A 25,741-nucleotide genomic window follows, 5' to 3' on the forward strand; every position below is an offset into this window, starting at 1 on the left:
GTTTACACACCTCTTATGTTGTTTGAATAAGGCATAATTATAATTTGACTATAGCATAAATCCTGCACTATCATAACTTTCTTTATTTTAATCAATTCAAGAATAGCAAGAAAAGTAGTTATTAACTCTACTTTGCTAGTTTCTATAGAAAATAATTCATTGAAATTAATAGATATGCTATGTTCTAATAAACACAAAATTTCTGTTATTTTTTCTTCAATAGTTACAACATCTCGATGGATTTTTCTAACGTTATGTACCGGTTGATTCTTTGAAATAGTTTTTTGTCGAAATATCAATTTATTAAAGGCACTTATTAACTCATCTAAATCTATATCCTTAAGGGTATCTTTATCATTATCAAAAACTATTTCTTCTCTTTTTTTAGAAATGATTTTATTAGAATACTCTTCCCTCAGTTTAAGCTGCTGTGAGATCTCTTTGAATTTTTTATATTCCAGCATCCTACGTACTAAGTCTCCTCTTGGATCTAATTCTTCCTCTAATGTAACTCCTGTACCTTTATTGACAGGAAGTAACATTCTTGATTTAATTTCTATTAGGGTAGCAGCCATTAGGAGAAATTCACTTGTAACTTCTAAGTCGATTTCATTGAGTTGTCTTATATAGTCTAAATACTGTTCAGTAATTTTTGTTATTGGTATATCATAAATATCCACCTGATTTTTTTCTACTAAGTGCAGTAATAAGTCAAAAGGCCCCTCAAAGGTTTCAATTTTAATTTTATAGCTCATTTAACAATCCCCCTAAAAGAAGAATATTAGTATTTGTAGAACATAATTTAAAATAAATTGAACTATTGGAAACAGTACTTTACTAATAACACCAAAGTATAACAAAAGAAATAAAAGGGCATAAGAGTACTTTTGTATACTATAATACTTGTGTTCCATAGTATCAGGCAATATTAATAGAAGTAATTTTGAACCGTCTAGGGGTGGTATTGGAAATAAATTAAAAACTCCCAAAACTAAATTAATATAAATACCAAAGAAAATGATTTGTTCCACTGTTTTGTTATTTTGCATTGTTATTTGTAGTCCAAGTATAAATGTAAGAAGGATAGCTAAAATAAAATTTGATAAGGGGCCACTAATTGAAACCAGAAAATAACCTAGTTTTCTATTTTTAAAGTTATTAGGATTTACAGGCACAGGTTTAGCCCAACCAAACCCAGCAAATAGAAGCATAAGAAAACCAATGGGATCTATATGCTTTATTGGATTCAATGATAGTCTTCCGTAATATTTTGCAGTATCATCTCCCATGTAATATGCTGAAAGAGCATGAGAGTATTCATGTATGGTTAGTCCTAACAGGATACCTGGTAAAGTCAAAACGATTCTAGCCAAACTAAAGTTAAACATATGCTATTCCTCTCTTATTTTCCTAATAGATTGTTTTTCTCTATGAACTTTAACTCATCTTCCTTACTATAAACTAATCCTAAAATTTTCGCTTTAAGTATTTCATCAAAAATTTTTTTATAAATCGGGCCAGGTGAAATATTTAATTTTTTTAAATCCTCTCCTGTTACATGTATAGATATATTTCTGAGTATTAGCATATATAGCATAATATAATGTCTCATATATTCATCATTGCAATCATTATAATAAAATACTAATGATTCAATAGACAAACCTTTTAACAATGTAAATAAATGGTATTTGTCTAGATTTTCCGCTAAGAGTGCCTCATAAATGGAATTTTTATGAGCTAGAGTATTTTTTATTTCCTCAAAGTGTGAGGTAGTAAAAAATAGATTCATTACTTCATCTAGGTTATTAACACTACTTAAAATTTGAAGCACTATTACTTTATACTTTGAAATTTCTATATTAAATGAATCAAATTCCTTAATAGACTTAGTTATATTTTGTACTTTTTCAATAATATCAGCATCAATTATTAAATCACTATTTAAATTATTTATTACGCCATATTCAGTAAGCAACTTTAATCCTAAATGGGGATATGAATCTTTAAGAATGCTAACTAATTCTTCGCGGATTCTATCTTCACTTAGTTTCTTTATCATATTTTCACTTATTGCCTTACATATAAATTCCTTAGTTTCCTCTTCAATAGCAAAATTCATTCGAGCTGCAAATCTAATAGCTCTGAATATTCTCGTTGGGTCCTCAATAAAGCTAAGATTATATAATATTCTAATTTTTTTGTTTTCTAAATCCTCTAAACCACCAAAGTAGTCTAGTAGTGTACCAAATTTTTTCTCATTTAACTGTAATGCCATACAATTAATTGTAAAATCCCGCCTAAATAAATCGCTCCATATTGAGCTTTTCTCTATTTTGGGTAAAGCTGCTGGATGCTCATAATATTCTCTTCTAGCTGTTACGATATCGATTGCTTCACCAGTTTCCAAAATAACCGTAGCTGTTCCAAAACTCGCATATGTATTTATAGTTCCATTTAGTCTTTTATTAAACTCCTCTGCAAACTCAATACCATCACCTTCTATAACTATGTCTATATCAAAATTAGGTCTATTCAATATTAAGTCTCTAACAAAACCACCTACTACAAAAACTTTATAGTTTAATTTATCTCCTATTTCTCCAGCAGATTTTAAAAGACTGAGTATATTAGGAGGAAGCTTGTTTAGTTTGCTAACGCAGTTGTACTTTTCAGGATTTGATTGAGATATAAATAACTCCCTATACCAAAAAGGATAATTGTTACCATGAAGGATTTTTAACATATCTGTTCTAGTTACAATGCCGATTATTTTCTCATCTCTAATTACTGGTAATCTACCTATATTATTTTTAACAAGTAGTTCATTTATTTCGTTAATAGAAGTATCGTGATTTACAATTTTTACTTCCCTAGACATAAATGCTTTCACTGGAGCATGTCCAAGTTTATGTATCATCGCCTTATCAATATCTGTTCTAGAAATGATTCCGATTAGTCGTTCATCCTTAACAACTGGCATCCCTGTATGACCATATCTTAGCATTATTTTATTAACCTCTTCTACAGTCATATCCTCAAATACAGACTTTACAGGATAGCTCATTATATGCTCTGCTGTAACCTGTGGCTTTATTTTTTGATGAAGTATTTTCAAAAGCTCTATTTTTGTTTTACTAATATCTCCATCTTTAATATTTGCTGATGCTGCACTTAAATGTCCTGCTCCTCCAAACTCTGCTAAGATTTCTCTTATATTTATATTCTCAGTAGAGCCTCTTCCAACTATATATATACGATTATCCATTTTAACAATATTAAATATAGCATCACATTTACGTATATCTAAGATTTTATTTGTAATATATGACAACTCTCCTATAAATTCTTCTGTTTCATGGGTAGAAATGATTACTTTGTAGTTGTTTATTTCTAAGGTTTCCATATTAAATAGCAGAGATAAAAGTAGTTTATCATGTTCACCGCTTAAGTCTTGACTTATATGCTCCCTTACTATGTCTAAGTCCCCACCCTTTTCTAGTAAAAAGGAAACTACTTTAGCATCATTTGGGGTTGTGTTCTTAAATGTAAGACAATTAGTGTCTGCATAAATACCTAGTAAAAATAAGGTTGCTTCGAATGAATTAATATCTATGTTTTTAGTAATAATTTCTTCTACTAGTATAGTAGTACAGGAACCATATTTTTGAAATATTTTATCAGACTTCTCAATAGTTTGAGGCCCTGTTGGATGATGATCATAAATCTTAACACCTATATTATTTTTCAAAGCATCTTTAAATTTACCTATTCTATTACTAGAATTAACATCAACAATTATTAGCTCGGTTATTTCATTAACATTAATTTTGTTAGCAAGCCCTATATTTAATATATTTTTATATAAATTATAAAACCTTTTTACATCATCATTTATTCTACCAGAAAATATCATATTAGCATCTGGATATATTTTGGAACAAGCAACCATACTTGATAAGCCATCAAAGTCTAGATTAAGGTGACTAGTTATTACCTTCATTTCTCACTCATCCTCTACAAGTTCATTGGAAATATTATATCATACTTAAACAGTATATAAAAATAAGATTGTATATGTCCTAAAGGCCCACATATAGTGGACCTCTTAATAATTTGCACTTCTTATAATGTAAGAATACTTTGGTTAACAATACCATTATACTTAATTTTAAAAGTAGTTATTGGAATTTAGCTAGGGCAGTATTTATTGCTTCTTTAACAATATCTGTTTGTTCATGTTCTAGTTCTTTTTCTAATTTAGCTTTGGCCATCTCCCCTCCTATATTACCCAGTGCCCAAGCGGCATACTCCCGTACCATTGGGTCACAGGTATTCAGAGCAGTAGTCAACGCTAGCACATGTTTTTCGTCTTGACTATTACCAAGGGCTATGGCTGCATTTCTTTGAAAAACCTTTTTACTTTTTATATAGTTATACATTATTGGATGGACAATTTTTTCGTAATAAGTGTCTTCCATTAATAACAGTTTTTCTAAATCAAGCTCATTTGCTAAAAGATCTAAGAATGAATCCCCTTTAGTAGCTGTTTGGAGGAATTTCTTCTTTCGAGGACATACCTCCTGACAAACATCACAACCATGTATACGACCACCATTTACTTCACGTATTTCCATGGGTACAAACTTTGTAGCCCAATGGTTAAAGGCAATACATTTCTGAGGTAACAACTTTCCAGGTTCTAAAATAGCTTTAGTCGGACATGAATCTATACAATTGCTTCAATTAGGAGGACATCTATTCTCCATAGTTTCTGAATCATATTCTAATTCTACATCAACCACATAGCAGGTTAATATAATAAATGAACCCTCTGCATATGCAAAAGTATTACTGCCAAAGGTAACTATACCAGCCCGAGCACTGGCTAAACGGTCAGGAACTTGAACATCTTCACCTATTTTACATCCGTTGCTTTTTAGTAAATCTCGAAATAGTGAAAGTCGAGCACCGTTTATAGAATCCACTAGAGGAAGATATGCTCTACTTTGATAGGCCCTGGCGACTCTCTCAGTAAGCTTTTTTGGATAGGCTACATCAGAGTAGTCATAGGCAAGCATATTATTGATTTTGCCTCAGGCATTATGGAGCGAGGGAAAGCCCCTTTATATGGACTTTTAGGCATATTAATCACAAAATCATAGGCTGGAGCACGTCTAAGTAGTTCCTCAGCATAATCACTGAAATCGTCAGCTGTAGTAATGTCTACTGTTGCAAATCCTAGAGATAATGCCTTTTCTTTTATTTTTCTAGTTAGGTCTTTTTTATCCATGCAGATCCCCCTAATTTTATACTATTCTTCATCTTAATTAAAGAACATTATTTTCAATAGCAAAATTAACTATATTTCTGCTTACTTTATGATCTTGGTCTTTCATCCAGCGTTGTTCTTTATCGTCAAGTTTTTTTATTGCTTTTATTTTTTTAGCTCTACCTAAGTTTTTGCGTTTGGATCTGTGCTTTCTTTTAACATACTTGTTTTGTCTGCCATTACCAAAGAATTTTGTTTTACCTGAATCAATTACAGCTACAGCGGGAACTTTTAACCCCTAAATCAACACCCATAACTGACTCACCAGTAGATGCACATTTAGGCATACTAACACTTATTTGAGCAATCCATTTACTATGTTTAATTAATTATAAGCGATTAAAATAATTTAGTAAAATAAAGTATAAATGGGTTTAATGATAGTTATAACCTAAATAGTTTTACTTATTGAAATATAAAGTTCCCACACTATTTTTTCTTATTTCTAAAATAGACCCTATACTTGGCATAGTATTGATATTATGTCATTTGAAAATATTCTGTTGCTAATAAGTTTATAACAAATTTAGATTGTATTATAAACATGTAATATATAAATATAATTATACCTTAATTATTCATGACATTAAATTAAACAAACTTCAATCAAAGCTTACTTCACTCTAAAAGCAATAGTAAAATTAAAATTAATTTCGATGGTGGAGATTTATCATCTGATTCAGGCCTACTTTTAATAAAGGAATTTGCTCATAAACTTGGGTTTCATAAGCTAATTAAAAACATGTTTAAAACAAAAGATAAAGCTACACGTTTTCATAAGGATGATGAAAACCTTAGTCAAATGATTTATCAAATCTTGGCAGGTTATTTTAATGATAATGACGCAGACGAATTTTTCTAATGAACCGGTATTCAAAAGCATTTTAGATAAAGAGAGTCTTGCTTCACAGCCTACTTTGTCACGTTTTTTTAACCGTATGGACTCAGATACTCTAACTCAATTTAATGAAATTTCTAAGGAATTAAGAAAAATAGCTTATATGATCAAGAAGCCAGAAATGGTACTCTTTGACCTTGATTCTACATTACTCAACACCTTTGGAGCACAGGAAGGTGAAGGTTTTAACTTCCATTATAGTGCCAATGGCTATCATCCATTACTTTGTTATGACGGTTTAACTGGAGATCTTCTAAAAGCTCAACTGCGAGATGGTACAGTATACACATCCAATGGTGTTGTTGATTTTATGCAACCTTTACTAGATGAATACGAAATTAATTATCCCGATGCTAGCTCGTATTTACGAGGTGATAGCGGTTTTGCCGTACCTGAATTATTTAAACAATGTGAAACAAGCTCGGTGTCATATGCAATCCGTCTAAAGGCAAATCAGAATCTCTATAAACTATCACGATATGCTACTACTTTATTAGACGAAATTACAGCTCAAAATAAACTTGATTATGCTGCAGTATATGATGAATTTTTATATAAAGCAGCTAGCTGGAATTATCCTAGACAAGTTGTAGTAAAAGTAGAAAAACCAGCTAATCAATTTATATATCAGCATACCTTTATAGTAACCAACATGAGTCTATCTCCAACAAAACTTTTCGCTTTTTACTCAAACAGGGGGAACATGGAGAATTTTATTAAAGAGTAAAAACGGTTTTGATTTCTGCTCTACCAGTAGTCAGAGTAAAATAGTTAACGCTAATCGACTGCAATTACATGTATTAGCTTACAATCTTTTTAATTTGTTTAGACAGCTGCTACTTCCTAAGCATATGAGAAAAATGCAGATAAATACCATACGTTTAAAACTTATTAAGATAGCTTCGAAAATCGTTAAATCAGCAAGATACCTTACATTTAAACTGTGTAGTAGCTGCCCGTATCAAAAGGAGTTTAATGAGATATTTGATAACATAATGAAAATCCCTAAGCTAGAGTAATAAAAAATAAAGTTCTTTGACAACTTCAAAAATCTGAATTGACTATTCGGGGATAAGTCTGCCCATTTTTAAGTCTCTTAAAATGTAGAGACCTTTTACTTTAACAAACAAGTCATTTTTGAATTAGAAGTTGTATTAAATTTTTCTCATGAATAATTCAGGTTATATTGTAAATATAAAGAAAATTTAAAAGCCTCACTTATTCTATTTAAAGTGAGGCTTTTATAATTAATATATTGGGTTAGTTATTTTCTGCCTGTCATTCCTTTAAACATTTTATTTAATACTGTAAATACTGATGCTCTTTCAACAGCATCTTCTGTAATAATATTAACTCTATTTATCTCTTTGCCATCTTGTCTAACTATTACTTCACCTATAACAGCACCTTTTTTTAGTGGTGCACTTACTTTATTAATAATGATTTCTTTATCTATGGATTCTTCTTGTCCTTTTTTAACTAGTACATAAACATCTTCAGCTGGGATACCTTTAATAGTTTGTACTTTTGCCTTTTGAATTGGTACATCTGCTATTCCAGTCTCTTTAGTTAATATTTCAACTGTATTAAAGTTTGCAAAACCATAGTCTAAAAGCTTAGCAGCTTCACCAAAACGCAGTTCAGAACTTGGTGCACCTAAAACTACCGAAATAAAGGTATTATTTCCTCTAGTGGCAGATGCAGATAAGCAATGCATTGCTTCTTGTGTAAAGCCAGTTTTAATACCGTTAATACCTTGATATGTTCTTAAAAGTTTATTTGTATTTACTAATTGTTGTGTAGATTGTTTTTTTACTCCAACATCTACACTATCCATCCATGTAGTAAGCCATACAGTTACATCTTTATGTTTTAACAACTCTCTAGACATTAATGCAATATCATAGGCTGTGGTTACATGTCCATCAGCAGGTAAGCCATTTGTGTTAACAAAGTTTGTATTAACCATACCAAGCTCTTTTGCTCTTTCATTCATTCTTTGAACAAATATTTCTTCACTGCCTGATATAAATTCTGCCATAGCAACACAAGCATCATTTGCAGAACGTATGGCAATACCTTTCATAAGCTCCTCTACGGTTTTTATCTCACCAGGCTCAATATATAATTGTGTACCTCCCATACGAGAAGCACGCTCACTAACTACTACTTTATCAGCTAAAGTGATTTTACCACTATCTAAAGCTTCCATGGCTAGAAGCATAGTCATTATTTTCGTTACACTTGCTGGGGGAAGTTGCTCATGTATGTTCTTCTCATATAAAACTTCACCAGTTGACCAATCAATAAGTACTGCGGATTTAGCATTTATATTGAATGGTTGTGCTGTTTGAGCACTAGCTATATTTATATTGTAGGACATAATAGTAATAATTACTAAAGCTAGACATAGTAAACGTTTTTTCATATAAATATCCTCCTCACTATTGTATTTAGGATTATGTTTTCCATTGAATCCTACTGTTATACAATCTTGAGGAGGTAAAAGTCTATATTACCCCATACTTTCTTTGGTTACTGTACCAAATATTAACGGTCTAATTTCAGGTATATTTTGTTCTATTTTAAAAGCTGTAATCATCTTAGTAGCGCTTTGTTCAGTTAATATAGAATTATTGCTATGGATATAAGCTAGAACATCACCTTCAGTAACAAAATCTCCACATTTTTTGTTTAGAACAATTCCTACTGACAAATCAATTATACTATCTTTATGCTCTCTACCTGCTCCTAAAATCATAGCACTTAAACCAACAGTATTTGCATGAATTTTATGTATATATCCCCTTTTAGTAGCTCTAAGAGCATAAATCTCCTTTGCCTTAGGTAATAATTCAATATTATCAATAAAAGTAATATCTCCACCCTGTCTTTCCACAAATTCCTTAAATACAGAGAAAGCTTTTCCAGAACTAATAGCTTCTTCAATCATAGCTTTAGCCTGACCTAAATCATCGGCTTTTTTAGCAAGTAGTATCATATGTGCCCCTACTACAATACACAGCTCTTTCAGGTCCTCTGGACCCCTACCTAGTAACACATCTATAGCTTCTTTAATTTCTAGACAGTTCCCTACAGCATATCCTAAGGGTTGATCCATATCTGAAATAATTGCAACTGTTTCTCTATTCATATTTGTGCCTATTTGTACCATCTCTTTTGCTAATTCGAAGGAGTCATTAATGTCTTGCATAAAAGCTCCACTTCCAGTTTTAACATCTAAAACAATAGCATCCGCCCCAGAAGCTAACTTTTTACTCATGATGCTGCTAGCTATTAAAGATATATTGTCTACAGTAGCTGTTACATCTCTTAGGGCATAAAGTTTTTTATCTGCTGGGACTAGATTTGAAGTTTGACCAATAACTGATACCTTTATTTCATTAACCTGATTTATAAACTCATCTTTAGTGAGATTTACATTAAACCCAGGAATAGATTCTAATTTATCAAGGGTCCCCCCCGTATGACCAAGTCCACGTCCAGACATTTTAGCTACAGGAACACCACAGGCAGCAACAATAGGAGCTAAAGCGATGGTTGTCTTATCACCTACTCCGCCAGTGCTATGCTTATCTACCTTAATACCTTCAACATGCCGTAAGTCAACGATCTCTCCAGAATTCATCATCGACTCTGTTAAATATGCTGTCTCTTCATCGTCTAGTTTTTGAAAATAAATTGCCATAAGAAGTGCAGATACTTGATAATCAGGAATATTACCTAGGGTATATTCTCTTACCATATAATCTATTTCTTCACGGCTCAATTTTTCTCCATTTCTTTTTTTTAGGATAATATCAATAATCCTCACTAGATATTCACCTCATTTAAAATACCCTTAACTAGGGAAATAAACTTAGGTCTAGTTTTATTTGCAACTTCCATTACTTGTTCATGACTTATGGATTCTAGTTGATTCGGAATAGCCATGTCAGTTACGCAGGAAATCCCTAATATTTTCATCCCCATATGATTAGCTACAATTACCTCCGGTACTGTAGACATTCCAACTGTATCAGCACCGAAATTAATCATCATACTTAGTTCTGCTTTAGAGAGGTAATTAGGTCCACTTATAGAAATATACACGCCTTCAAAGGTCTCAACACCGATTTCCTTACCTACTTTATGAGCGAGCTTAATAAGATCTTTATTATATGCGGTAGACATATCTGGAAATCTAGGTCCAAATTCTTCATAATTTCGTCCAATTAGTGGATTATCACCAGTGAAATTAATATGATCGTTAATAATCATTAAAGCCCCTGGATACAATTTAGAATTTAATCCCCCACAGGCATTTGTAATAATAATATGCTCTATACCTAGGGCTTTCATAACTCTAACTGGGAATGTTACTTCCTGCATTGAGTAGCCTTCATAGTAATGAAAACGGCCTTTCATAGCAACAACAATTTTACCTTCTAATTCCCCAATAACTAAATTTCCTGCATGACCTTCTACAGTAGATATAGGGAAATGCGGTATCTCGTCATAATCTAAAATAATAGGGTTTTTTATTTCATCAGCTAAAGTCCCCAATCCTGACCCTAAAATAAGTCCAACCTGTGGCTTAACAGTAATTTCGCTTTCTATATGTTCTTTAGCTTCTCTTACTTTGTTTAGAATGTCATTCATTAATCTCCACTCCCTTAGTGATTTATATAATTTATATATTCTTAATAATTTCAGTTAAATAACTTAAAAACTTTTCTTTCACTTTAGCTGCTGTTTCTATAACCTCTTCATGGTTAAGTGGTTGATCTAAAATGCCTGCAGCCATATTTGTAATACATGAAATACCTAATACCTTTAGCCCAGAATGTACTGCTACAATGACTTCTGGAACAGTCGACATTCCAACTGCATCAGCCCCAATTTTTTTAAGCATTCTAATTTCTGCAGGTGTTTCATAAGTAGGCCCACTTAAAAATGTGTAAACACCTTTCTTTACTTTAATATTTAGCTCATCAGCGGTTATTTCTGCTAGAGTAATTAAAGTTTTGTTATATGCATTTGACATATCTGGAAACCTAACCCCAAGCTTTTCATCATTCGGACCTATGAGTGGGTTACTATTAGATAAATTTAGATGATCTTCAATAATCATTAAATCTCCAGGTTCAAAGTTTTGATTTACTCCACCTGCAGCATTAGTTACAATAAGAGTAGTTACTCCCAACGCTTTCATTACACGAATAGGAAAAGTAACAACTTCAAGAGGGTATCCTTCATAGTAGTGAAATCTTCCCTTCATGGCAACAACATTTTTTCCTTGAAATTCTCCAAACACCAGTTCACCTGCATGACCATGTACTGTAGATTTAGGAAAATGAGGTATTTCACTGTATGGGATAATTTTTGGGTTTTCAATCTTATCTGCTAACACACCTAAACCAGAGCCTAGTATAAATCCTATTTCAGGCTTAACATTAACTTTATCAATTATGTATTGGCTAGTCTCTGTTATTTTATAATTTAAACTCATAGTATCAATCCTCACTTTACTTTATTATTAAATTCTTAAAGCTTTCTCCTTTACCAGTCCATGTAACATTTAATAAATCAGCTATAGTTGCAGCTATATCTGCAAAAGACTTGCGAACACCAATATTGGCACCAGCCTTAATATTTTGACCATATATAAGTATCGGAATATATTCTCGAGTATGGTCTGTACCTTTAAAGGTAGGATCATTTCCGTGATCTGCAGTGAAAATAATAATATCGTTTGGTTTAAGTGCATTTAATATTTCTGGTATTTTTTTATCCATTTCCTCTAAAGCTTTTCTATATCCAGCTGCGTCTCTCCTATGTCCATATTCAGAGTCAAAGTCGACTAAATTTGTAAAAATTATCCCTTTGTTACCTTTATTCAAGTATTCGATAGTTTTTTCTATACCTTCTATATTATTTTTAGTTTTTGCATACTCAGTAATACCTTTTCCATTGAAAATATCATTAATTTTTCCAACAGCAATAACATCAAGTCCACTATTCTTAACTGTATCTAAAACTGTTTCACCGAATGGATCTAATGAATAGTCCTTTCTATTAGGAGTTCTTACAAACTCCCCTGGTTTACCTACAAAAGGACGAGCAATGATTCTGGCTACTGCTACATCTCCCATCATTAGTTCTCTTGCTTTTTTGCAGAAATCATATAATTGCTCCAATGGAATAACTTCTTCATGGGCAGCTATTTGAAATACACTATCTGCAGATGTGTAAACTATAGGGTGCCCTGTTTTCATATGTTCTTCTCCGAGTTCATCAAGTATGGCTGTACCTGATGCTGGTTTATTACCAAGTATCTTTCTACCAATCATCTCTTCATATTTTTCAATTATATGTATTGGAAAACCTTCAGGGAAAGTATTAAATGGTTGCGTTAAATGCAATCCCGATAATTCCCAATGGCCAGTTGTAGTATCCTTCCCATTAGAAACTTCATCAGACTTACCAAAGGCACCTAGAGGAGTAACTATGGGTTCTAGTCCTTTAATACCGATATTCCCCAAGCCTAAAGATAACAAATTAGGTAATTCTATTCCACCTTCTTGCTCTATAATATTACCTAAAGTATTTGCTCCAACATCTCCAAAATCTTTAGCATCAGGAAGTTCCCCTATTCCTACGCTATCCATAATAAATAAAACAACTCTATTCGTCATATTTAACCCTCCTATATAAAATTATTATACCCTATATATAATGCACTAATAAAAATATTAATATTTGTTATATCATTAAAATAGGACCTGTTTTTCAGGCCCTAGGATGGGTTTTATTATATACATCTTTAATTTTATTTTGTGATAAATGGGTGTATATTTGAGTAGTAGATATATCAGAGTGTCCTAACATCTCCTGGACTGATTTTAAATCCGCACCATTCTGGATTAAATGGGTTGCAAAGGAGTGTCTTAGTGTGTGAGGTGTAATTGGTGTAGTAATATTTAAATTTTTGGTATATGCCTTTACAATCTTCCAGAATCCCTGTCTTGTTAATTTCGCTCCGTGAACATTTAAAAATAAATACTGTTCTTCTTGGCTTTTAATGAATGATTCCCTAGCATTATTTATGTAACGTACAGTAGCTCTTAAGGCCATTGAACCTATAGGAATAATACGTTCTTTAGTGCCCGTTGAACAATTAATATATCCAAGTTCTAAATTAACATCTGTCATTCTTAGTGCAATCAGCTCAGAAACCCTAATACCTGTTGCATAAAGCAATTCAAGCATTGCCTTATCTCTAATTCCTTTAGGTGTTTGATCTTCAGGTTGTCTTAGAAGCATATCCACTTCATTTAATGTTAAAATTGATGGCAATTTCTTTTTACTTTTAGGTGTATTCAGCTTAATAGTTGGGTCCTGTTCGACTACTTTGTTTGCCATTAAAAATTGATAAAAACATCTTATTGAAGCTATACTTCTAGAAATTGTTGACACAGCTTTACCTACGTTTTGCAAATGAATTAGATAGGTAATTACTGTTGTTTTATTAGTTTCAGATAAGTTTGATACATTATTGTTGTCCAAATAGCTTATGTATTGTCTAATATCTCTTTTATATGATTCTAATGTATTCTTAGACAACTGCTTTTCCTTTTCAAGAAATATTCCATAATTAATAACTATATCATTCATCCAAAAAACTCCCTCTGCTTCTGTATACTTATTTATTCTACAAAATTTTTAATATTCCTTTATTTATTAAAAAATACTTTATGACTATAAAAATCTAAAAATTAACCTTATAAAGAGTGGAGCTACATAACCCTCCATAAATGCAGCTATTGTTACTGTTAGTATTAATATACAGTAAGTAACAGTATATACAGTAGCTTTTTTTCCAAATGAAGTGTTAAGGGTTGCTTTAGACCTAGATTTAATAGTATGCCAAGCAAATGCAAAGGACAATTGTGCTGCTAAGAAGAATATAACCAGAATTATTATATTTTGAGGTATTACACTAAAAATCAAAACTAGTAAGCCCGCCCCACTAAATTCTTCTATTAAAATGCCGGTACTAAATCCTATAATAAAACCTTTGAATACTATAATTAAAATAACTAATGGAGCAGTAATTACTAACAATCCAAGTAGCCAACTAAGAGTTAGTAGTTGGAAGTTATTAACAAAAGACTGTTTCATTATTTCAAAACCTAAAAAACCTTCTTTAGTAAAAACACTAAAGAAATCCCTCATATAGTAATATAGCTCCTGCTTATGTTTTACATCAACAATTTTAACCGTGAAGGCCCCTACAGAAAGACCTATTAGATAGCAGAAGGCTATAATTAAATATAGAAAGAAGTTGTTTTTAATATGTATTTTTACCCGCTTTACGAATTGTGAAATCAAAAGGCATATCCCCCATTCTTTAGTGATTGTTATAACACAATATGCTAAAAAAATGATAAATATGCCTTGTCCTTTTATACATTAATAATAATAAATTTAAATCTAGCTAGTTGTTCCTATTTCTCATAAAATTGTAAATATGCTAAAATAGCTGTTACTGTTTTAGCATCTTTGATTTTTCCTTCTTTTATCAATTGAAGAACTGTTTCCATTGGAAATTCGAGCATTTCAACAAATTCACCAATATCAGGTGTAGCCTCACCCTTTATTACATCCTTTGCAATAAATACATGTATTATTTCATTTGCAAAGCCTGGTGATGTGTAAAATGATAATAGTTTTGTAAGTGACGAAGCTGTGTAACCAGTCTCTTCTTTTAGCTCTCTTAATGCCGTATCATATGGACTTTCCTTTAACTCAATTTTCCCTGCCGGAATTTCGAGCAAATAGTCTTCTATAGCTTTTCTATATTGCTTAATTAAAACTAAATTGTTATTTTCGTTTACTAGAATAACTGCTACAGCCCCAGGATGTTCTACTATTTCTCTTTTACAGTATTTTTTATCAGGAAGTTCTACAGTGTCAATTTTAACAGATATGACTTTGCCCTCATATATTTTCTCGGACTTTATTGTTTTTTCATTTTCCACTAAATTCACCCCAATATTTTATTACTTACAAATACCCCTGCGGCACTACAGGTTAAAAAATAAGATGGATCTTCATAGTACGACCTTCCCATAGTTTCGACAGATAAATTAAAATGTTCTAAAGCCTTCTCAAGTATATTATCTTTCTCAATAATTATATTATGTTTTTTATATAAGTCAAAACTATTTATTTGTTCTTTAATTAATTTAAAGTGGTTACTTTCTAATTCAAATTCAAAAAAAGGTATGTTAACTTTTGACATAGTGATCTCGTTGAATACCGTAATACTATGATGACTTATACCAGTATGTCTAGCTCGTTTATCAGAAAAACCTACTCTAGGAACACCAATGCTACATCCACCAAGCGTATTTACAGCATCTAAAATGTATCCTTGTTCAATACCTGTAAATCCATATTTAGTACCAGTTCCAACAATGCCAGGTCCCATTAATACAATAGATATATCACATTTTGCAATCTCTTTTGCAGCAATTAACCCATTATATATATTTACGGTTTCTATATCCCCTCCAAAGGCATGCCCTATTGTAATAGTAGTATCAATTAAACTTAACTCTTTAAGCTTAATAACAGTATCACTAAGCCAAATTGGTAAAGATGCTCCATCAGTCATAATATATGCAATTTTTATATTTGGTGATAAATATTTTATAGTTGATACAATAGGTATAAGCATACTATGTAAGGTCCCTACAATTATAGGCATATTATTAAGAGTTGTAAAGTGATTAAAAGCATTATGATAAGGGCTATCCTGCTCCTCTAAAGCTAGTACCTTTATTTGATAAGGAGTATATCTTAATTTCATAATATGTCCTGATTTGCCTGATTTTATATTACTGGCACTAAGATTATACATTACAAAGTGAAAACCACCCGTACCTAGCTGTAGATTTACAGCAGTTGTATTCAATAGCACTTCATCGCCAATATTTATTTTTCCTGTTAGCTTACTATAGTTAATTGCTAGTTGTTCTATATTATCAATTAATACAGAAATAATTGTTTTATCTGAAGTTTGTGAAATGATTCCTTTGACTATTCCCTTTTCTATATCAAACATTTAATCACCTAACCTTACCGACGGCCAAGGTCGTCCAAAAATTTTAATATACGATTATTTTCTATACTTTTCGTAATAGAGTATTTTTCAGCAAAGAGATGTAGTAATACTAATAATGTTAAAACTACAATTTTATAATAGAATTCTAAACTAGTAATTGTTACTATTCCTAAGCTTATCCCTAAAGGGTTTGAGCCTACATCCCCCATCATGCTTAAGGCTTTAATATCCTGGGGTAAATATACTAAACAAAACCCTACTATAGAAACTAAGATTATTTCTAAATCCTTTGGTACTCCAATAAGAAACAAAATAATTGCTAATAGCAAACAGATTTTTATAGCCCTTCCAGGTCTTAGATCAAATAAGTTAATTAGATTTGTAAATAGGCAGATTAGTAATATGTTAATTAGTAGTTCAGATAGACCACTAGAATAATATAGACTAATGAAAATTGCCACTAAACCACCAATTAACAGTTTCAGAAAACCCGTTGTAACTATTGATTTAAAAAAAGACTTAATATGGCCTTTAAATCCTAAGGAGTCTCTGTTTCCAATTAAATCGTCTATAATGCCTATAAAGGACATAGTAAGTATACCTATTAAGATAGTTAATAGATAAAAGTGATTAATATCCATAACAATAAAAATAATAATTGAGTTCACTAGCATTACAAAAACAAAGGAAATGCCCATTCCTATTGGAATAGATTGACCTTTATAATTTTTAGCAACTTGCTTATTGCTTAACAATAGATTTCTTATAATAGGTAAAAATAAAAGCGTGTTTATGCCGCTTATAAATAAGATAATAAGATTCATATAAAAACCCCTATAGTAATTTTAACTTATGGTTTTTCTAATTAGTGTTTTAAAAATTTGTATAAACTGTCGACCACGATGAATAAAGCCCCTCAAATTTCGTCCAGTTTCATTATGGTGCATTAATACATCTACCTCTATAACTTTGTAGCCTTTTTTTAAGATGTCAATTGTTGTCCCTACCTCTATTCCATAATCCGTTGGAAAATATATGTTTTCTAAAACCTCCTTGCGAAAAGCCCTTTGTCCAGATATTACTGTATCCAATAAAACTCCTGTATGCAGGTACACACCGTACTTAGCAAGTTTTTTTACAAGTCCAATGCCACCCTTTTTCTTTGCCTTAGGAAATTTGGCTATTGATACATGAGCCTCACTATTAATAATAGGTTTAATAAGTTTAATTACCTCCTCTGAGCTCTCTCCTAAATCCCCATCTAAAAAAACTATAATATCTGAATATGAAATAACTGCATTTAAACCCACTTGCATTGCATTGCCTTTCCCCCTATTTTTAGAAATCTTAATCACTTCAATATTATCTATAATACTTATAATTTCATAAGTATTATCTTTTGAGCCATCATCAATAACACATATTTTATCTATCAGTTCTATATCTTTAATGGCTGATATAGTTTTTTCTATCTTTTCTTCCTCATTATAAACAGGTATAAGAACCGAAATATACTCTTTCACTTTAACTACTCCTAACCTTTTTAGTAAATTCCTAAAGGTAATAAATCATTGGCATAATCAGTTTCTCCATAATTACCCTCTATTCCACTTAATACCATAACTAAAGATAAGCGTCCTAATAAGGAATCAATGTTATCTACTGAAGATATGTTATTATCAATAAACCATGGAATTAGGCTCTGTTCAACATTTGAAGTTTCAACCCCTACAACCTTAATGTAGTTGGATTTACAGGATTCAAGCATATTTGAAATAAAGGATTTACTTACTTCAATATTAGGACTTAGTTCACCACCTGTTATTATTATTTGATCAACAGGTGTCACTGAATTATCCTCTATAAAACTAGAATAAATATATTGGTTTTTTAGTGCATATTTAATTAGGGCAGTCTTTCTACCCTTTAATATATAATCAATTAACTCGAAGCTCAATTTATCAAGAATCCTTTCGTAGGAAAGACTGTAGTGAAATAGCCTATTCACTTCTCTAAGTTCTTGTTCACTTAAATTTAATAGTTTTGAATCTACCTTAATACTGGCAACTATATCTCCACCCGCATCGTAGACTGCTTCATTTATATAGTTAGTTTCAAAATCATCAAATTGTATAACTACTACATTGATATTATTCAATCTTCCGTGTGTAATCTTTCCATAAAATGTATTTATATAGTAATCCTTTTTTTCGATCTCTTGCTTCAAAGTCTCATTTATTTGAATTAGATTTTTATGTTCATTGTTATATTCCGTAAGCTTATCTTCAATACTATTAATTAAAATCTGCTGTTGATCAGTTATAAATCCATCACTATTCATATTTGAACCTATGAATATACCAATACCTAAGGATATAAAAATAGCTGTAATAGATACTACTAAATATTTTAGATCAAAGCCCATCTTAAAAACCTCCTAAAAATCTAGAAAAAGTCGTAGCTTCATTTTAATAAGTCTAAAAAATAAAGGTTGTGCTGTAAATATAATTACTGCTATCGGAATTAAAGCCGCAATTAAGAGAGATGCTACATAGCTTAATTTAACTTTTTTATTATATAGTTGACTAACTCCTCTAGCATCTATTAGCTTACTTCCTATTTTTAGTCTCACTAAAAAAGTACTACCCATACCTTTACGTCCTTTTTCTAAAAAATCTATCATATTAGTATGAGAACCTAAGACTACAATTAAATCCGCACCGTTACTATATGCAAGAAGCATTGCAATATCCTCACTTGTACCCGGTGCTGGAAAAATTTTTGCCTTAAGATCTAAATTTTGAATCCTTTCCATACCCGGTGCCAAGCCATTTGGATATGCGTGTACAATTATTTCATCACACTTTTTTAAGCAATTGTCACTTACACTATCCATATCACCAATTATTATGTTTGGCTTAAATCCAAATTCATATAATGCATCAGCGCCACCATCAACACCAATTAATACTGGTTTCTTTTCTTTAATATAGGGTAATATTGCATTTAAATCCTCTTTATAGTGTTGACCCCTGACTACAATTAAAACATGCTTATTGTTAATAGACGTTTTAGTTTTAGGTATGAATACATTACCCATAATTAAATATTTTTCTTTTTGAGCATATGCTAAGGTATTATCAATAAATTTTTCTAACTCAATTTCTAGGTTCTTTTCTGCTAAAGCTATTAACTTATTTAATTTATCAGAAGTAATTCTCATTAACTCTGCAATTTTATTTGTTTCAAATGAAACAATATTACCTTCAATTTCAACAATATCACCATTTTGCAAAATGCTAAATAAATCACCATTCATAACATCAAAAATAGGAATCTTTTTTTCTATTAGGATATTAGGCCCTAAATTTGGGTACCTTCCACTAATAGATTTATCGCAATTAATTACTGCACTAACCTTACTTTTAATTAGAGATCTTGCTGCAATTTCATCTAAATCCCTATGATGAATAATTGCAATATCTCCTGATTGTAGTTCATCAATTAATAATTTGGTTTTCTTTCCTAATTTAACTGGAGCTTTAATATTCATTATTAAATCGACCTCCACAAAAATAGTATTTGTATAATTAACTTATAAATTCTTGAGCAGACAATTATTTTTTTGTATTATATGTATAAGTAATAAATTGGAGGTTTTATATGGAAGCATTAAAAAAAGAATTTAATCAGGTTTTAAAATATTTAATTTCTAAGCCAAGAACAGTGCATGAAGTAATTCAATACTTAATAAGTAAAGATATAAATAAAGAAAATATCACAGAAATAATAAATCGATTAAAACATTTAAACTATTTAAATGACCGAAATTACTGTGTAGTTTTCATAAATAGTAATAGAGACAATAATAAAAGTAAAAGACAAATATTAAAGGCATTAGAAAACAAAGGAATTAATCGGGAAATCTCAATTAATTTAATTAATGATCTTTATAGTGATGAAATGGAGCTGAAAATTGCTGAAGAATTGATTAATAAATTATGTAATCAAATTGAACCTATATCATTCAGCCAACTTAAAAATAAGATTATATATAAATTAAAATACAAAGAATTTAGCAGTGATACTATTAGACAGGCAATTGAAATTTCAAGGGATAACGAACTATTTAAACAAAAACTTATAGATTCAGAGGAAAAAATATTAGAGAAAGCTAAAGTCGATGGATTAAAGTATTTTAATAAATACAGTAAAAAATATGATAATAAATTTATGGTTAAAAGATATACATTAAATGCATTACAAAGAAAAGGATATGATAATGATCTGTGTTATAGAGTTATTAATGAACTGTTTTAGATAAAACTATATATAATTCGGGGTAATTGAAATGGGAAAATATCATATGAGAAAACAAGAACAGGAAATAACTGATGAATTCGAACTAAGAGATATAATAAATAAAGGGAAATATGCAATTATTACAATGAGTAAGAACAATGAGCAATATATAGTTACTCTTAGCTATGGGTACGATGGTATTAATAATAATTTATATTTTCATACAGGTACTAAAGGTCTCAAATTAGATTTTATACAGTCTAACCCAAATGTCTGTGCAACTATTATTGATGATATGGGGTATATAAATGGTGAATGTGGCCATGAATACAGATCAATAGTTATGGTTGGCAAAATGTCTATAATGGAGGATATGAATGAAAAGAAACATGGAATGGAAATTGTTTTAAATCATCTAGAACAAGCTCCTACTATTATTAAGGAAAGAGTTCTTAAAAATGACGAAGCTTATAACAGTATTGTAGTTTTAAAACTTGAAATATCGTAAATTAGCGAAAAAAAAGGAAGGTAATAATTGAAGTTTTTAATAATACTACTATCATCAAAACAAAATGAACGACTTCTAAATATTTGAGATCGTCCATTGTAATAATTAATTTATCCCAAATTTAATCTTTAAACTAATGAGCCTTTATTATATGAGCTATTTATATAAATAAAAGTTTGTGAAAAGCCATTGACCATCTTTAAGCTCGTATGAGTAGTAATGAGTTTCGTATCCAGTAACCGAGAAGTCATTTCCTAGTAATTCAACTTCAACCGTACAAATATATTCTTTATCATTTATTTGCTTAACCTCTAGGATAGCTTCTCCTTTATAAATATCTGTCCCTCTATCGGCTAGCATAGTATATAGTTCTCCCTCAATATCGATGTAACAGGTAGATTTATTACTCAACATCTCTTGAACTATATCTTTTGTAAATAAAGAGGAGAGGTATTTTTCTAGATCAGCATAAGTTTTAATTATGTCATGATTTACTCTATTATATATCCTGCCATTAATTTCTTTAGATGAAGAATCCGCTGGTAAAGTTGTTAGGTCAAACCATGTAAAAGCCTCATATGATTTGTAATATGCTTCCTTTACATCCTCTATACTAGGTAATGATACTGTTTTTTCTACTTGTATACCCGTATTACAACCCCATAGTGGTAAAATAAATATAATTAATATTAAAAACCTTTTCAAATTTACCCCACCTACCATATATTATTGTATGATATTTTTGCTTGTGGCTATTCTCTATTGCTTAAAAATGTAGACTTAAAGTTAATTTGTACACCGAGATGCTAATAAGATTATTCCAACAATAATAATAGCAGTTATAACTTTATTAAGAAGACCGCCTTGGATTATCATTTCTAAATCACCCATTTTTTCATGGTTTCATGAATCGTTAAAATTAATCAATGGACTACTTTAATAATCTTCTATTTTTCGTCTAACTTTATTTTGCTCATCTCTATTATTATCCATATATTCACTATCCTATCTTCTTCTTTTCCTCAAAAAACAAAAGCAAATAGGTGATCAATTAGAGCTTTTTAATGTTACTACGACAATTTCTGGTCTATTAAAAATTCTGATTGGAATTATACTATTTCCTAGTCCTCTACTAACAAACATAGTTGATGATTCTTTTATATAACTGCCAGCTGTGTAGTGAGGAAATAGGCCTTGATCAGGTGCTACCAATCCCCCTACAAATGGTATTCTGAATTGACCTCCATGAGCGTGACCAGAAAAAATTAAATCAATATTATTTTCAGAATACAAATCAAATAGTTCAGGCCGATGAGAGAGTAGTATCTTGAACTTATCACTATCAGATAATTTTTGTAGCTCCTCTTTTAGTTTACTAGTGTTTGTACCCTCGAAATATCTTAATGTATAAAAATCAGGGTCGGATAATCCAATGATCTTTATTGTACTGCTTCCTTTTGAAATATCTAAAACATTATCATCCATAATATAAACCCCTGCATTAGTCAATTTTTGAGTTATTCGAGAATAACGCCCAGACCATGCCTCATGATTACCAGACACATAATAAATGGGTGCTATTTTCACTGCACCATTGATAAAACTGATGGCTTTATCTAAATCAAAATTACGTCTATCTACTAGGTCTCCAGTAATAACAATTATATCAGGTGACAGTTTTTCAACATGGCTTAATAAATTCGACTGATTATCTCCAAACATTTTGTTATGTAGATCTGAAACTTGAACAATCTTTAATTCATTGAAGTCTGCAGGTATCTTGGAGTTATGATAATCCGAATATGAAACAACAATGCTATTATTTTGCCAAATTAAAAATATAATAAGTAAAATAATAATTATAATTATACTAAAGCCTTTAGATAGCTTGTTCATTTTTTACTAACTCCTTATATAAAAATAGTCTTCTGCGAAATCCCTATATTTAATAAAACTTATATATTTTTAAATCATTAATTATTTTTATAGAGATCGAACGTATTGAATTAAAGGTTCAATATACTTTTGTTTAGAATTATCATAGGAAGTACTAATGGATTCCATTGTCCCTTGTTCAACTAAATTCTTACTTCTCTTTAAACTTAATAAAAACTTAAAGGAGCTCATCATAATGCGATCATTGAATCTCATATCCTTATAATTCATGCCACTTTGAAAGTAGAAAAATGGTATATTTAATCCACTTGGAATATTTACTTGTTCGAATTTTTTTACCTCTTCTATGGCAGAAGCAGGAGTAGCTCCTGTAGCGAAAATAATTATGTGCTTATTTTTAAACAGTTCAATATTGTCCCTGATAAATTTAATACCATTAATCCTGTTGGCGTGCATACCTCCACCGAAAATTATTATATCATATTTAAGAACTTCAGAAATATGTGCATCTTCTAATTCCATAGCATTACAATTTAACTCTTCCTCTATCCATTTTGCATATTTCTTTGTAAACCCAGTCTTTGATTTATAAACTAAAATAGCTGTCTTCATTAACATACACCTCACATTATTAATTTGAAATATCAGTAGACTTGCAAGTTAACCTTTTATTTAGATTCAGAAGTCAAATAAACAACAATTTCCGATATCTCTGAAACTGTTGTTTGTAGATTACTTAAATCACGCTCATCTAAAAACTATTAATATTGCATTATATCAAACCTAACTCCCATACTGGATCCTCTGAGTTAGTAGCTGAGATACCACCTGAAATAAAATAGCAAGGGTTTATCAGAAGTACTTTTAGTTATAAATCTAGTATAATTATATTCGGTATAATATCACTGTTTAGTCCTATACTAGATCAAAGTTATATTTATAGATTTTTAGTTTCTATTATTATAGTAATTTTATTTATTCTATCAATCTATAATTATTTAAAATGTTATTTAAAACATAGAAACTAGGTTTTAGAGATTCAATATTTTTAACATGCTATAAGCTAGTAAACAATGATTATTTTTAATCCTTGTCTCCACTCATTAATTGTATTTTAATTTTATTAGGTTATCGCTTTCATATCCTTTACGAGTACGTTTAATCAATCCAATTTTTTTTGCAAAGTAACTCTTAGACTCATACTTATTATCTTTATGTGTAACCTCTACAGCATAAAACACTCCTACTAGAGTAAAGACTTTCACATTTACACCTGTTATCTCATTGATTCCAGCAGTATTTGAAGTCCACCTTGTTCCTACTGTCAAAGGTGCTTTTAGTGTGATATGATCTCTGTTTGGTTCTACTTCATTAATATAATCTTTGAGCAAACTTTCTCCAGTTTCTGAATATATCAACCTTATATCTCTGTTAGAAACCTGATATACTTGAGCTACTCCTGTTCCTGTATCCCATTGCTTAATAAGTACTTTTCCATTTTCCAACCTTTCAACTATATGAGAAAACCCTTCTCTTTCATAGCCTCCACTAAATTTCTTTGTCATTTTTTCGCTTGGAAAATACTCTTCGACTCTTAGGTCTTTATCTTTAGAGTTTCTCAGAACAAGGCTCATCAGAAGTGTGTAAAGTGATATCACACCGATTAATAAAATTATAGATTTCTTTTTCAAGCAAATTCCCCTCTTTTTTTCTTTTATTACGCTTGAATGTTGATTTAGCTAAGATTTCTATGTTTTCGACATCCATGAACGGACACAATAGTTTGATGGGCCTTACGTAACTTAATTATCGTGGAAAACGTTAATGCTCTACACTTCTATTAATCTGGTTCCACCTAAACTAAAATATTGTTAAGTTGTATTTATCTTATTATCTAAATCCCTAATATTATGTTATTAAAACCTCTTGCATTACTTCATTGGATACTTTTAAAGCTTCCTGTCTACTTTCGGCAGGATCAGCGATAATAATTCCATCTGAAGTGCTCCAACCATTATTTCTATACTCCCTTGTTTTTAGATAATCTTGTGATCAATCTTTAATGAAACTAATTATTTTATTTAGAGATATAACTTCATTAATTAAAACTTCTATAATTCTTCTCATACAGTACCCTATTCTCTACTATTAAACAGATGCTAAATAACAACTCTGTAAAAATCATAAGAATCCCTAATACATATGCTTCATAAATAACACCAACAGCTAAAGATACTATTGGAATAAAAATAGCAAATGCAATATAACTTTTTGATTTATATAACCATCCGTACGGTAATAAATGTGCACCAAAAACCATTGCAACAACCATTAACATTTTCTCTGGAACTGTTGGATATACCCACATGGCAATGAGTAAATAGAGCATTTGATTTAATGAGAGTAGTACACCTAACTTTGTTAAGGGATTTTCATTATTCCGAAAGTCCACCCTTATAAATTTCGAAATAAAAAATGCTAATGGCATAAGTGGAGCTGTACAACAAAAAGTGAGTAGGTTTTTAGTTAGTATGGGCAATGATGTCATATGAACGATCGAAATCGCCGTCCATATAAACACTGACGATAATATAAAGTGTAACCCTTTCTTTTGCTTTATTGCACAATCATTCCTTAATTCTTCTAAATTCATTATTTCCTCCGATTTAATTA

26 protein-coding genes and 1 pseudogene are annotated in these 25,741 nt (G+C 30.6%); 3 read left to right on the forward strand and 24 right to left on the reverse strand.

All coding sequences use genetic code 11. The annotated features are described in order from the left end of the window. Positions 1–2: 2 nt before the first annotated feature. The 6 genes from HZR23_RS13210 to HZR23_RS13235 form a co-directional block, all read right to left on the reverse strand. Positions 3–755 carry a segregation and condensation protein A gene (locus HZR23_RS13210; RefSeq protein WP_132849271.1) on the reverse strand — a complete coding sequence of 251 codons (753 nt, stop codon included), beginning with the start codon at positions 753–755 and terminating at the stop codon, positions 3–5. 12 nt (positions 756–767) lie between these two features. Then, the gene (locus tag HZR23_RS13215) at positions 768–1,388 is read right to left on the reverse strand and encodes a site-2 protease family protein (protein ID WP_132849272.1); all 621 of its coding nucleotides are present in this window, start codon (positions 1,386–1,388) and stop codon (positions 768–770) included. Between the two features lie 14 nt (positions 1,389–1,402). Continuing rightward, positions 1,403–4,003 (reverse strand): CBS domain-containing protein, encoded by a 2,601-nt coding sequence (locus HZR23_RS13220; RefSeq protein WP_132849273.1) that lies wholly within the window; start codon positions 4,001–4,003, stop codon positions 1,403–1,405. 178 nt (positions 4,004–4,181) lie between these two features. After that, positions 4,182–4,733 carry an epoxyqueuosine reductase gene (locus tag HZR23_RS13225; RefSeq protein WP_279229903.1) on the reverse strand — a complete coding sequence of 184 codons (552 nt, stop codon included), beginning with the start codon at positions 4,731–4,733 and terminating at the stop codon, positions 4,182–4,184. A 9-nt stretch (positions 4,734–4,742) separates the two neighbouring features. Next, positions 4,743–5,081, reverse strand: coding sequence for a hypothetical protein (locus tag HZR23_RS13230; RefSeq protein WP_207667915.1), 339 nt, complete (start codon positions 5,079–5,081; stop codon positions 4,743–4,745). Next, positions 5,054–5,293, reverse strand: a complete 240-nt coding sequence (locus HZR23_RS13235; protein WP_132849275.1) for a hypothetical protein — start codon at positions 5,291–5,293, stop codon at positions 5,054–5,056. Before HZR23_RS13235 ends, HZR23_RS13230 begins: the two co-directional genes overlap by 28 nt. A gap of 679 nt (positions 5,294–5,972) precedes the next feature. Between HZR23_RS13235 and HZR23_RS13240 the strand changes: the two are divergent. Next, positions 5,973–7,249 (forward strand): annotated as a pseudogene (locus HZR23_RS13240) (IS1380 family transposase). A 245-nt stretch (positions 7,250–7,494) separates the two neighbouring features. Here HZR23_RS13240 and HZR23_RS13245 read toward each other — a convergent pair. From HZR23_RS13245 to steA, 13 genes are all read right to left on the reverse strand, one after another. Next, positions 7,495–8,658 carry a D-alanyl-D-alanine carboxypeptidase family protein gene (locus HZR23_RS13245; protein ID WP_132848247.1) on the reverse strand — a complete coding sequence of 388 codons (1,164 nt, stop codon included), beginning with the start codon at positions 8,656–8,658 and terminating at the stop codon, positions 7,495–7,497. Positions 8,659–8,745: 87 nt separating this feature from the next. Beyond that, a complete protein-coding gene (locus tag HZR23_RS13250; RefSeq protein ID WP_132848246.1) occupies positions 8,746–10,065 on the reverse strand; it encodes a pyrimidine-nucleoside phosphorylase in 1,320 nt (439 codons plus the stop codon). After that, complete coding sequence (locus tag HZR23_RS13255) at positions 10,065–10,892, reverse strand: purine-nucleoside phosphorylase (RefSeq protein ID WP_132848245.1); 828 nt, start codon at positions 10,890–10,892, stop codon at positions 10,065–10,067. The genes HZR23_RS13250 and HZR23_RS13255 overlap by 1 nt, the downstream gene beginning before the upstream one ends. Positions 10,893–10,923: 31 nt before the next feature. After that, positions 10,924–11,742 (reverse strand): purine-nucleoside phosphorylase, encoded by an 819-nt coding sequence (locus HZR23_RS13260; RefSeq protein ID WP_132848244.1) that lies wholly within the window; start codon positions 11,740–11,742, stop codon positions 10,924–10,926. A gap of 16 nt (positions 11,743–11,758) precedes the next feature. Then, on the reverse strand, positions 11,759–12,928 hold the full coding sequence (locus tag HZR23_RS13265; protein WP_132848243.1) for a phosphopentomutase: 1,170 nt from the start codon (positions 12,926–12,928) through the stop codon (positions 11,759–11,761). 94 nt (positions 12,929–13,022) lie between these two features. Next, on the reverse strand, positions 13,023–13,907 hold the full coding sequence (xerD, locus tag HZR23_RS13270) for a site-specific tyrosine recombinase XerD (RefSeq protein ID WP_132848241.1): 885 nt from the start codon (positions 13,905–13,907) through the stop codon (positions 13,023–13,025). An 84-nt stretch (positions 13,908–13,991) separates the two neighbouring features. Further along, on the reverse strand, positions 13,992–14,624 hold the full coding sequence (spoIIM, locus tag HZR23_RS13275) for a stage II sporulation protein M (protein ID WP_165913671.1): 633 nt from the start codon (positions 14,622–14,624) through the stop codon (positions 13,992–13,994). Positions 14,625–14,740: 116 nt separating this feature from the next. Then, entirely contained in the window at positions 14,741–15,274 is a 534-nt protein-coding gene (locus tag HZR23_RS13280; RefSeq protein ID WP_243098204.1) for an NUDIX hydrolase, read from the reverse strand. A 5-nt stretch (positions 15,275–15,279) separates the two neighbouring features. After that, positions 15,280–16,362, reverse strand: coding sequence for a DUF3866 family protein (locus tag HZR23_RS13285; protein WP_132848238.1), 1,083 nt, complete (start codon positions 16,360–16,362; stop codon positions 15,280–15,282). Between the two features lie 14 nt (positions 16,363–16,376). Further along, on the reverse strand, positions 16,377–17,186 hold the full coding sequence (locus HZR23_RS13290) for an MraY family glycosyltransferase (RefSeq protein ID WP_132848237.1): 810 nt from the start codon (positions 17,184–17,186) through the stop codon (positions 16,377–16,379). A gap of 21 nt (positions 17,187–17,207) precedes the next feature. Then, positions 17,208–17,885, reverse strand: coding sequence for a glycosyltransferase family 2 protein (locus HZR23_RS13295; RefSeq protein ID WP_132848236.1), 678 nt, complete (start codon positions 17,883–17,885; stop codon positions 17,208–17,210). A gap of 20 nt (positions 17,886–17,905) precedes the next feature. Continuing rightward, a complete protein-coding gene (locus tag HZR23_RS13300) occupies positions 17,906–18,787 on the reverse strand; it encodes a copper transporter (protein ID WP_132848235.1) in 882 nt (293 codons plus the stop codon). A gap of 12 nt (positions 18,788–18,799) precedes the next feature. Then, entirely contained in the window at positions 18,800–19,915 is a 1,116-nt protein-coding gene (steA, locus tag HZR23_RS13305) for a putative cytokinetic ring protein SteA (RefSeq protein ID WP_132848234.1), read from the reverse strand. 110 nt (positions 19,916–20,025) lie between these two features. Here steA and HZR23_RS13310 point away from each other — a divergent pair, with 110 nt between their 5' ends. Both HZR23_RS13310 and HZR23_RS13315 read left to right on the forward strand, forming a co-directional pair. Then, positions 20,026–20,682, forward strand: coding sequence for a regulatory protein RecX (locus tag HZR23_RS13310; RefSeq protein ID WP_132848233.1), 657 nt, complete (start codon positions 20,026–20,028; stop codon positions 20,680–20,682). A 31-nt stretch (positions 20,683–20,713) separates the two neighbouring features. Beyond that, complete coding sequence (locus HZR23_RS13315; RefSeq protein ID WP_132848232.1) at positions 20,714–21,172, forward strand: pyridoxamine 5'-phosphate oxidase family protein; 459 nt, start codon at positions 20,714–20,716, stop codon at positions 21,170–21,172. A 156-nt stretch (positions 21,173–21,328) separates the two neighbouring features. On the opposite strand, the gene HZR23_RS13320 is transcribed toward HZR23_RS13315, so the two are convergent. The 5 genes from HZR23_RS13320 to HZR23_RS13340 form a co-directional block, all read right to left on the reverse strand. Further along, on the reverse strand, positions 21,329–21,877 hold the full coding sequence (locus tag HZR23_RS13320) for a DL-endopeptidase inhibitor IseA family protein (RefSeq protein ID WP_165913670.1): 549 nt from the start codon (positions 21,875–21,877) through the stop codon (positions 21,329–21,331). A gap of 342 nt (positions 21,878–22,219) precedes the next feature. Continuing rightward, positions 22,220–23,068 carry a metallophosphoesterase gene (locus HZR23_RS13325; RefSeq protein ID WP_132848230.1) on the reverse strand — a complete coding sequence of 283 codons (849 nt, stop codon included), beginning with the start codon at positions 23,066–23,068 and terminating at the stop codon, positions 22,220–22,222. 87 nt (positions 23,069–23,155) lie between these two features. Continuing rightward, the gene (locus HZR23_RS13330) at positions 23,156–23,680 is read right to left on the reverse strand and encodes a flavodoxin domain-containing protein (RefSeq protein ID WP_165913669.1); all 525 of its coding nucleotides are present in this window, start codon (positions 23,678–23,680) and stop codon (positions 23,156–23,158) included. 491 nt (positions 23,681–24,171) lie between these two features. After that, the gene (locus HZR23_RS13335) at positions 24,172–24,759 is read right to left on the reverse strand and encodes a hypothetical protein (RefSeq protein WP_132848228.1); all 588 of its coding nucleotides are present in this window, start codon (positions 24,757–24,759) and stop codon (positions 24,172–24,174) included. 407 nt (positions 24,760–25,166) lie between these two features. Continuing rightward, positions 25,167–25,721 (reverse strand): DUF7010 family protein, encoded by a 555-nt coding sequence (locus HZR23_RS13340; protein ID WP_132848227.1) that lies wholly within the window; start codon positions 25,719–25,721, stop codon positions 25,167–25,169. Between the last annotated feature and the right edge of the window lie 20 nt (positions 25,722–25,741).

The sequence above is a fragment of the Serpentinicella alkaliphila genome, assembly GCF_018141405.1.
Classification (GTDB): Bacteria; Bacillota; Clostridia; order Peptostreptococcales; family Natronincolaceae; genus Serpentinicella; species Serpentinicella alkaliphila.

Bases quoted from the DNA above. Each gene is read 5' to 3' on its own strand.
- HZR23_RS13265 (WP_132848243.1), bottom strand. From the start codon at position 12,928: ATGACGAATAGAGTTGTTTTATTTATTATGGATAGCGTAGGAATAGGG.
- HZR23_RS13315 (WP_132848232.1), top strand. From the start codon at position 20,714: ATGGGAAAATATCATATGAGAAAACAAGAACAGGAAATAACTGATGAA.
- HZR23_RS13215 (WP_132849272.1), bottom strand. From the start codon at position 1,388: ATGTTTAACTTTAGTTTGGCTAGAATCGTTTTGACTTTACCAGGTATC.
- HZR23_RS13325 (WP_132848230.1), bottom strand. From the start codon at position 23,068: ATGAACAAGCTATCTAAAGGCTTTAGTATAATTATAATTATTATTTTA.
- HZR23_RS13340 (WP_132848227.1), bottom strand. From the start codon at position 25,721: ATGAATTTAGAAGAATTAAGGAATGATTGTGCAATAAAGCAAAAGAAA.
- xerD (WP_132848241.1), bottom strand. From the start codon at position 13,907: ATGAATGATATAGTTATTAATTATGGAATATTTCTTGAAAAGGAAAAG.
- HZR23_RS13300 (WP_132848235.1), bottom strand. From the start codon at position 18,787: ATGGGCTTTGATCTAAAATATTTAGTAGTATCTATTACAGCTATTTTT.
- HZR23_RS13245 (WP_132848247.1), bottom strand. From the start codon at position 8,658: ATGAAAAAACGTTTACTATGTCTAGCTTTAGTAATTATTACTATTATG.
- HZR23_RS13255 (WP_132848245.1), bottom strand. From the start codon at position 10,892: ATGAATGACATTCTAAACAAAGTAAGAGAAGCTAAAGAACATATAGAA.
- HZR23_RS13310 (WP_132848233.1), top strand. From the start codon at position 20,026: ATGGAAGCATTAAAAAAAGAATTTAATCAGGTTTTAAAATATTTAATT.
- HZR23_RS13220 (WP_132849273.1), bottom strand. From the start codon at position 4,003: ATGAAGGTAATAACTAGTCACCTTAATCTAGACTTTGATGGCTTATCA.
- HZR23_RS13285 (WP_132848238.1), bottom strand. From the start codon at position 16,362: ATGTTTGATATAGAAAAGGGAATAGTCAAAGGAATCATTTCACAAACT.
- steA (WP_132848234.1), bottom strand. From the start codon at position 19,915: ATGAATATTAAAGCTCCAGTTAAATTAGGAAAGAAAACCAAATTATTA.
- HZR23_RS13230 (WP_207667915.1), bottom strand. From the start codon at position 5,081: ATGCTTGCCTATGACTACTCTGATGTAGCCTATCCAAAAAAGCTTACT.
- HZR23_RS13290 (WP_132848237.1), bottom strand. From the start codon at position 17,186: ATGAATCTTATTATCTTATTTATAAGCGGCATAAACACGCTTTTATTT.
- HZR23_RS13235 (WP_132849275.1), bottom strand. From the start codon at position 5,293: ATGGATAAAAAAGACCTAACTAGAAAAATAAAAGAAAAGGCATTATCT.
- HZR23_RS13260 (WP_132848244.1), bottom strand. From the start codon at position 11,742: ATGAGTTTAAATTATAAAATAACAGAGACTAGCCAATACATAATTGAT.
- HZR23_RS13210 (WP_132849271.1), bottom strand. From the start codon at position 755: ATGAGCTATAAAATTAAAATTGAAACCTTTGAGGGGCCTTTTGACTTA.
- HZR23_RS13330 (WP_165913669.1), bottom strand. From the start codon at position 23,680: ATGAAGACAGCTATTTTAGTTTATAAATCAAAGACTGGGTTTACAAAG.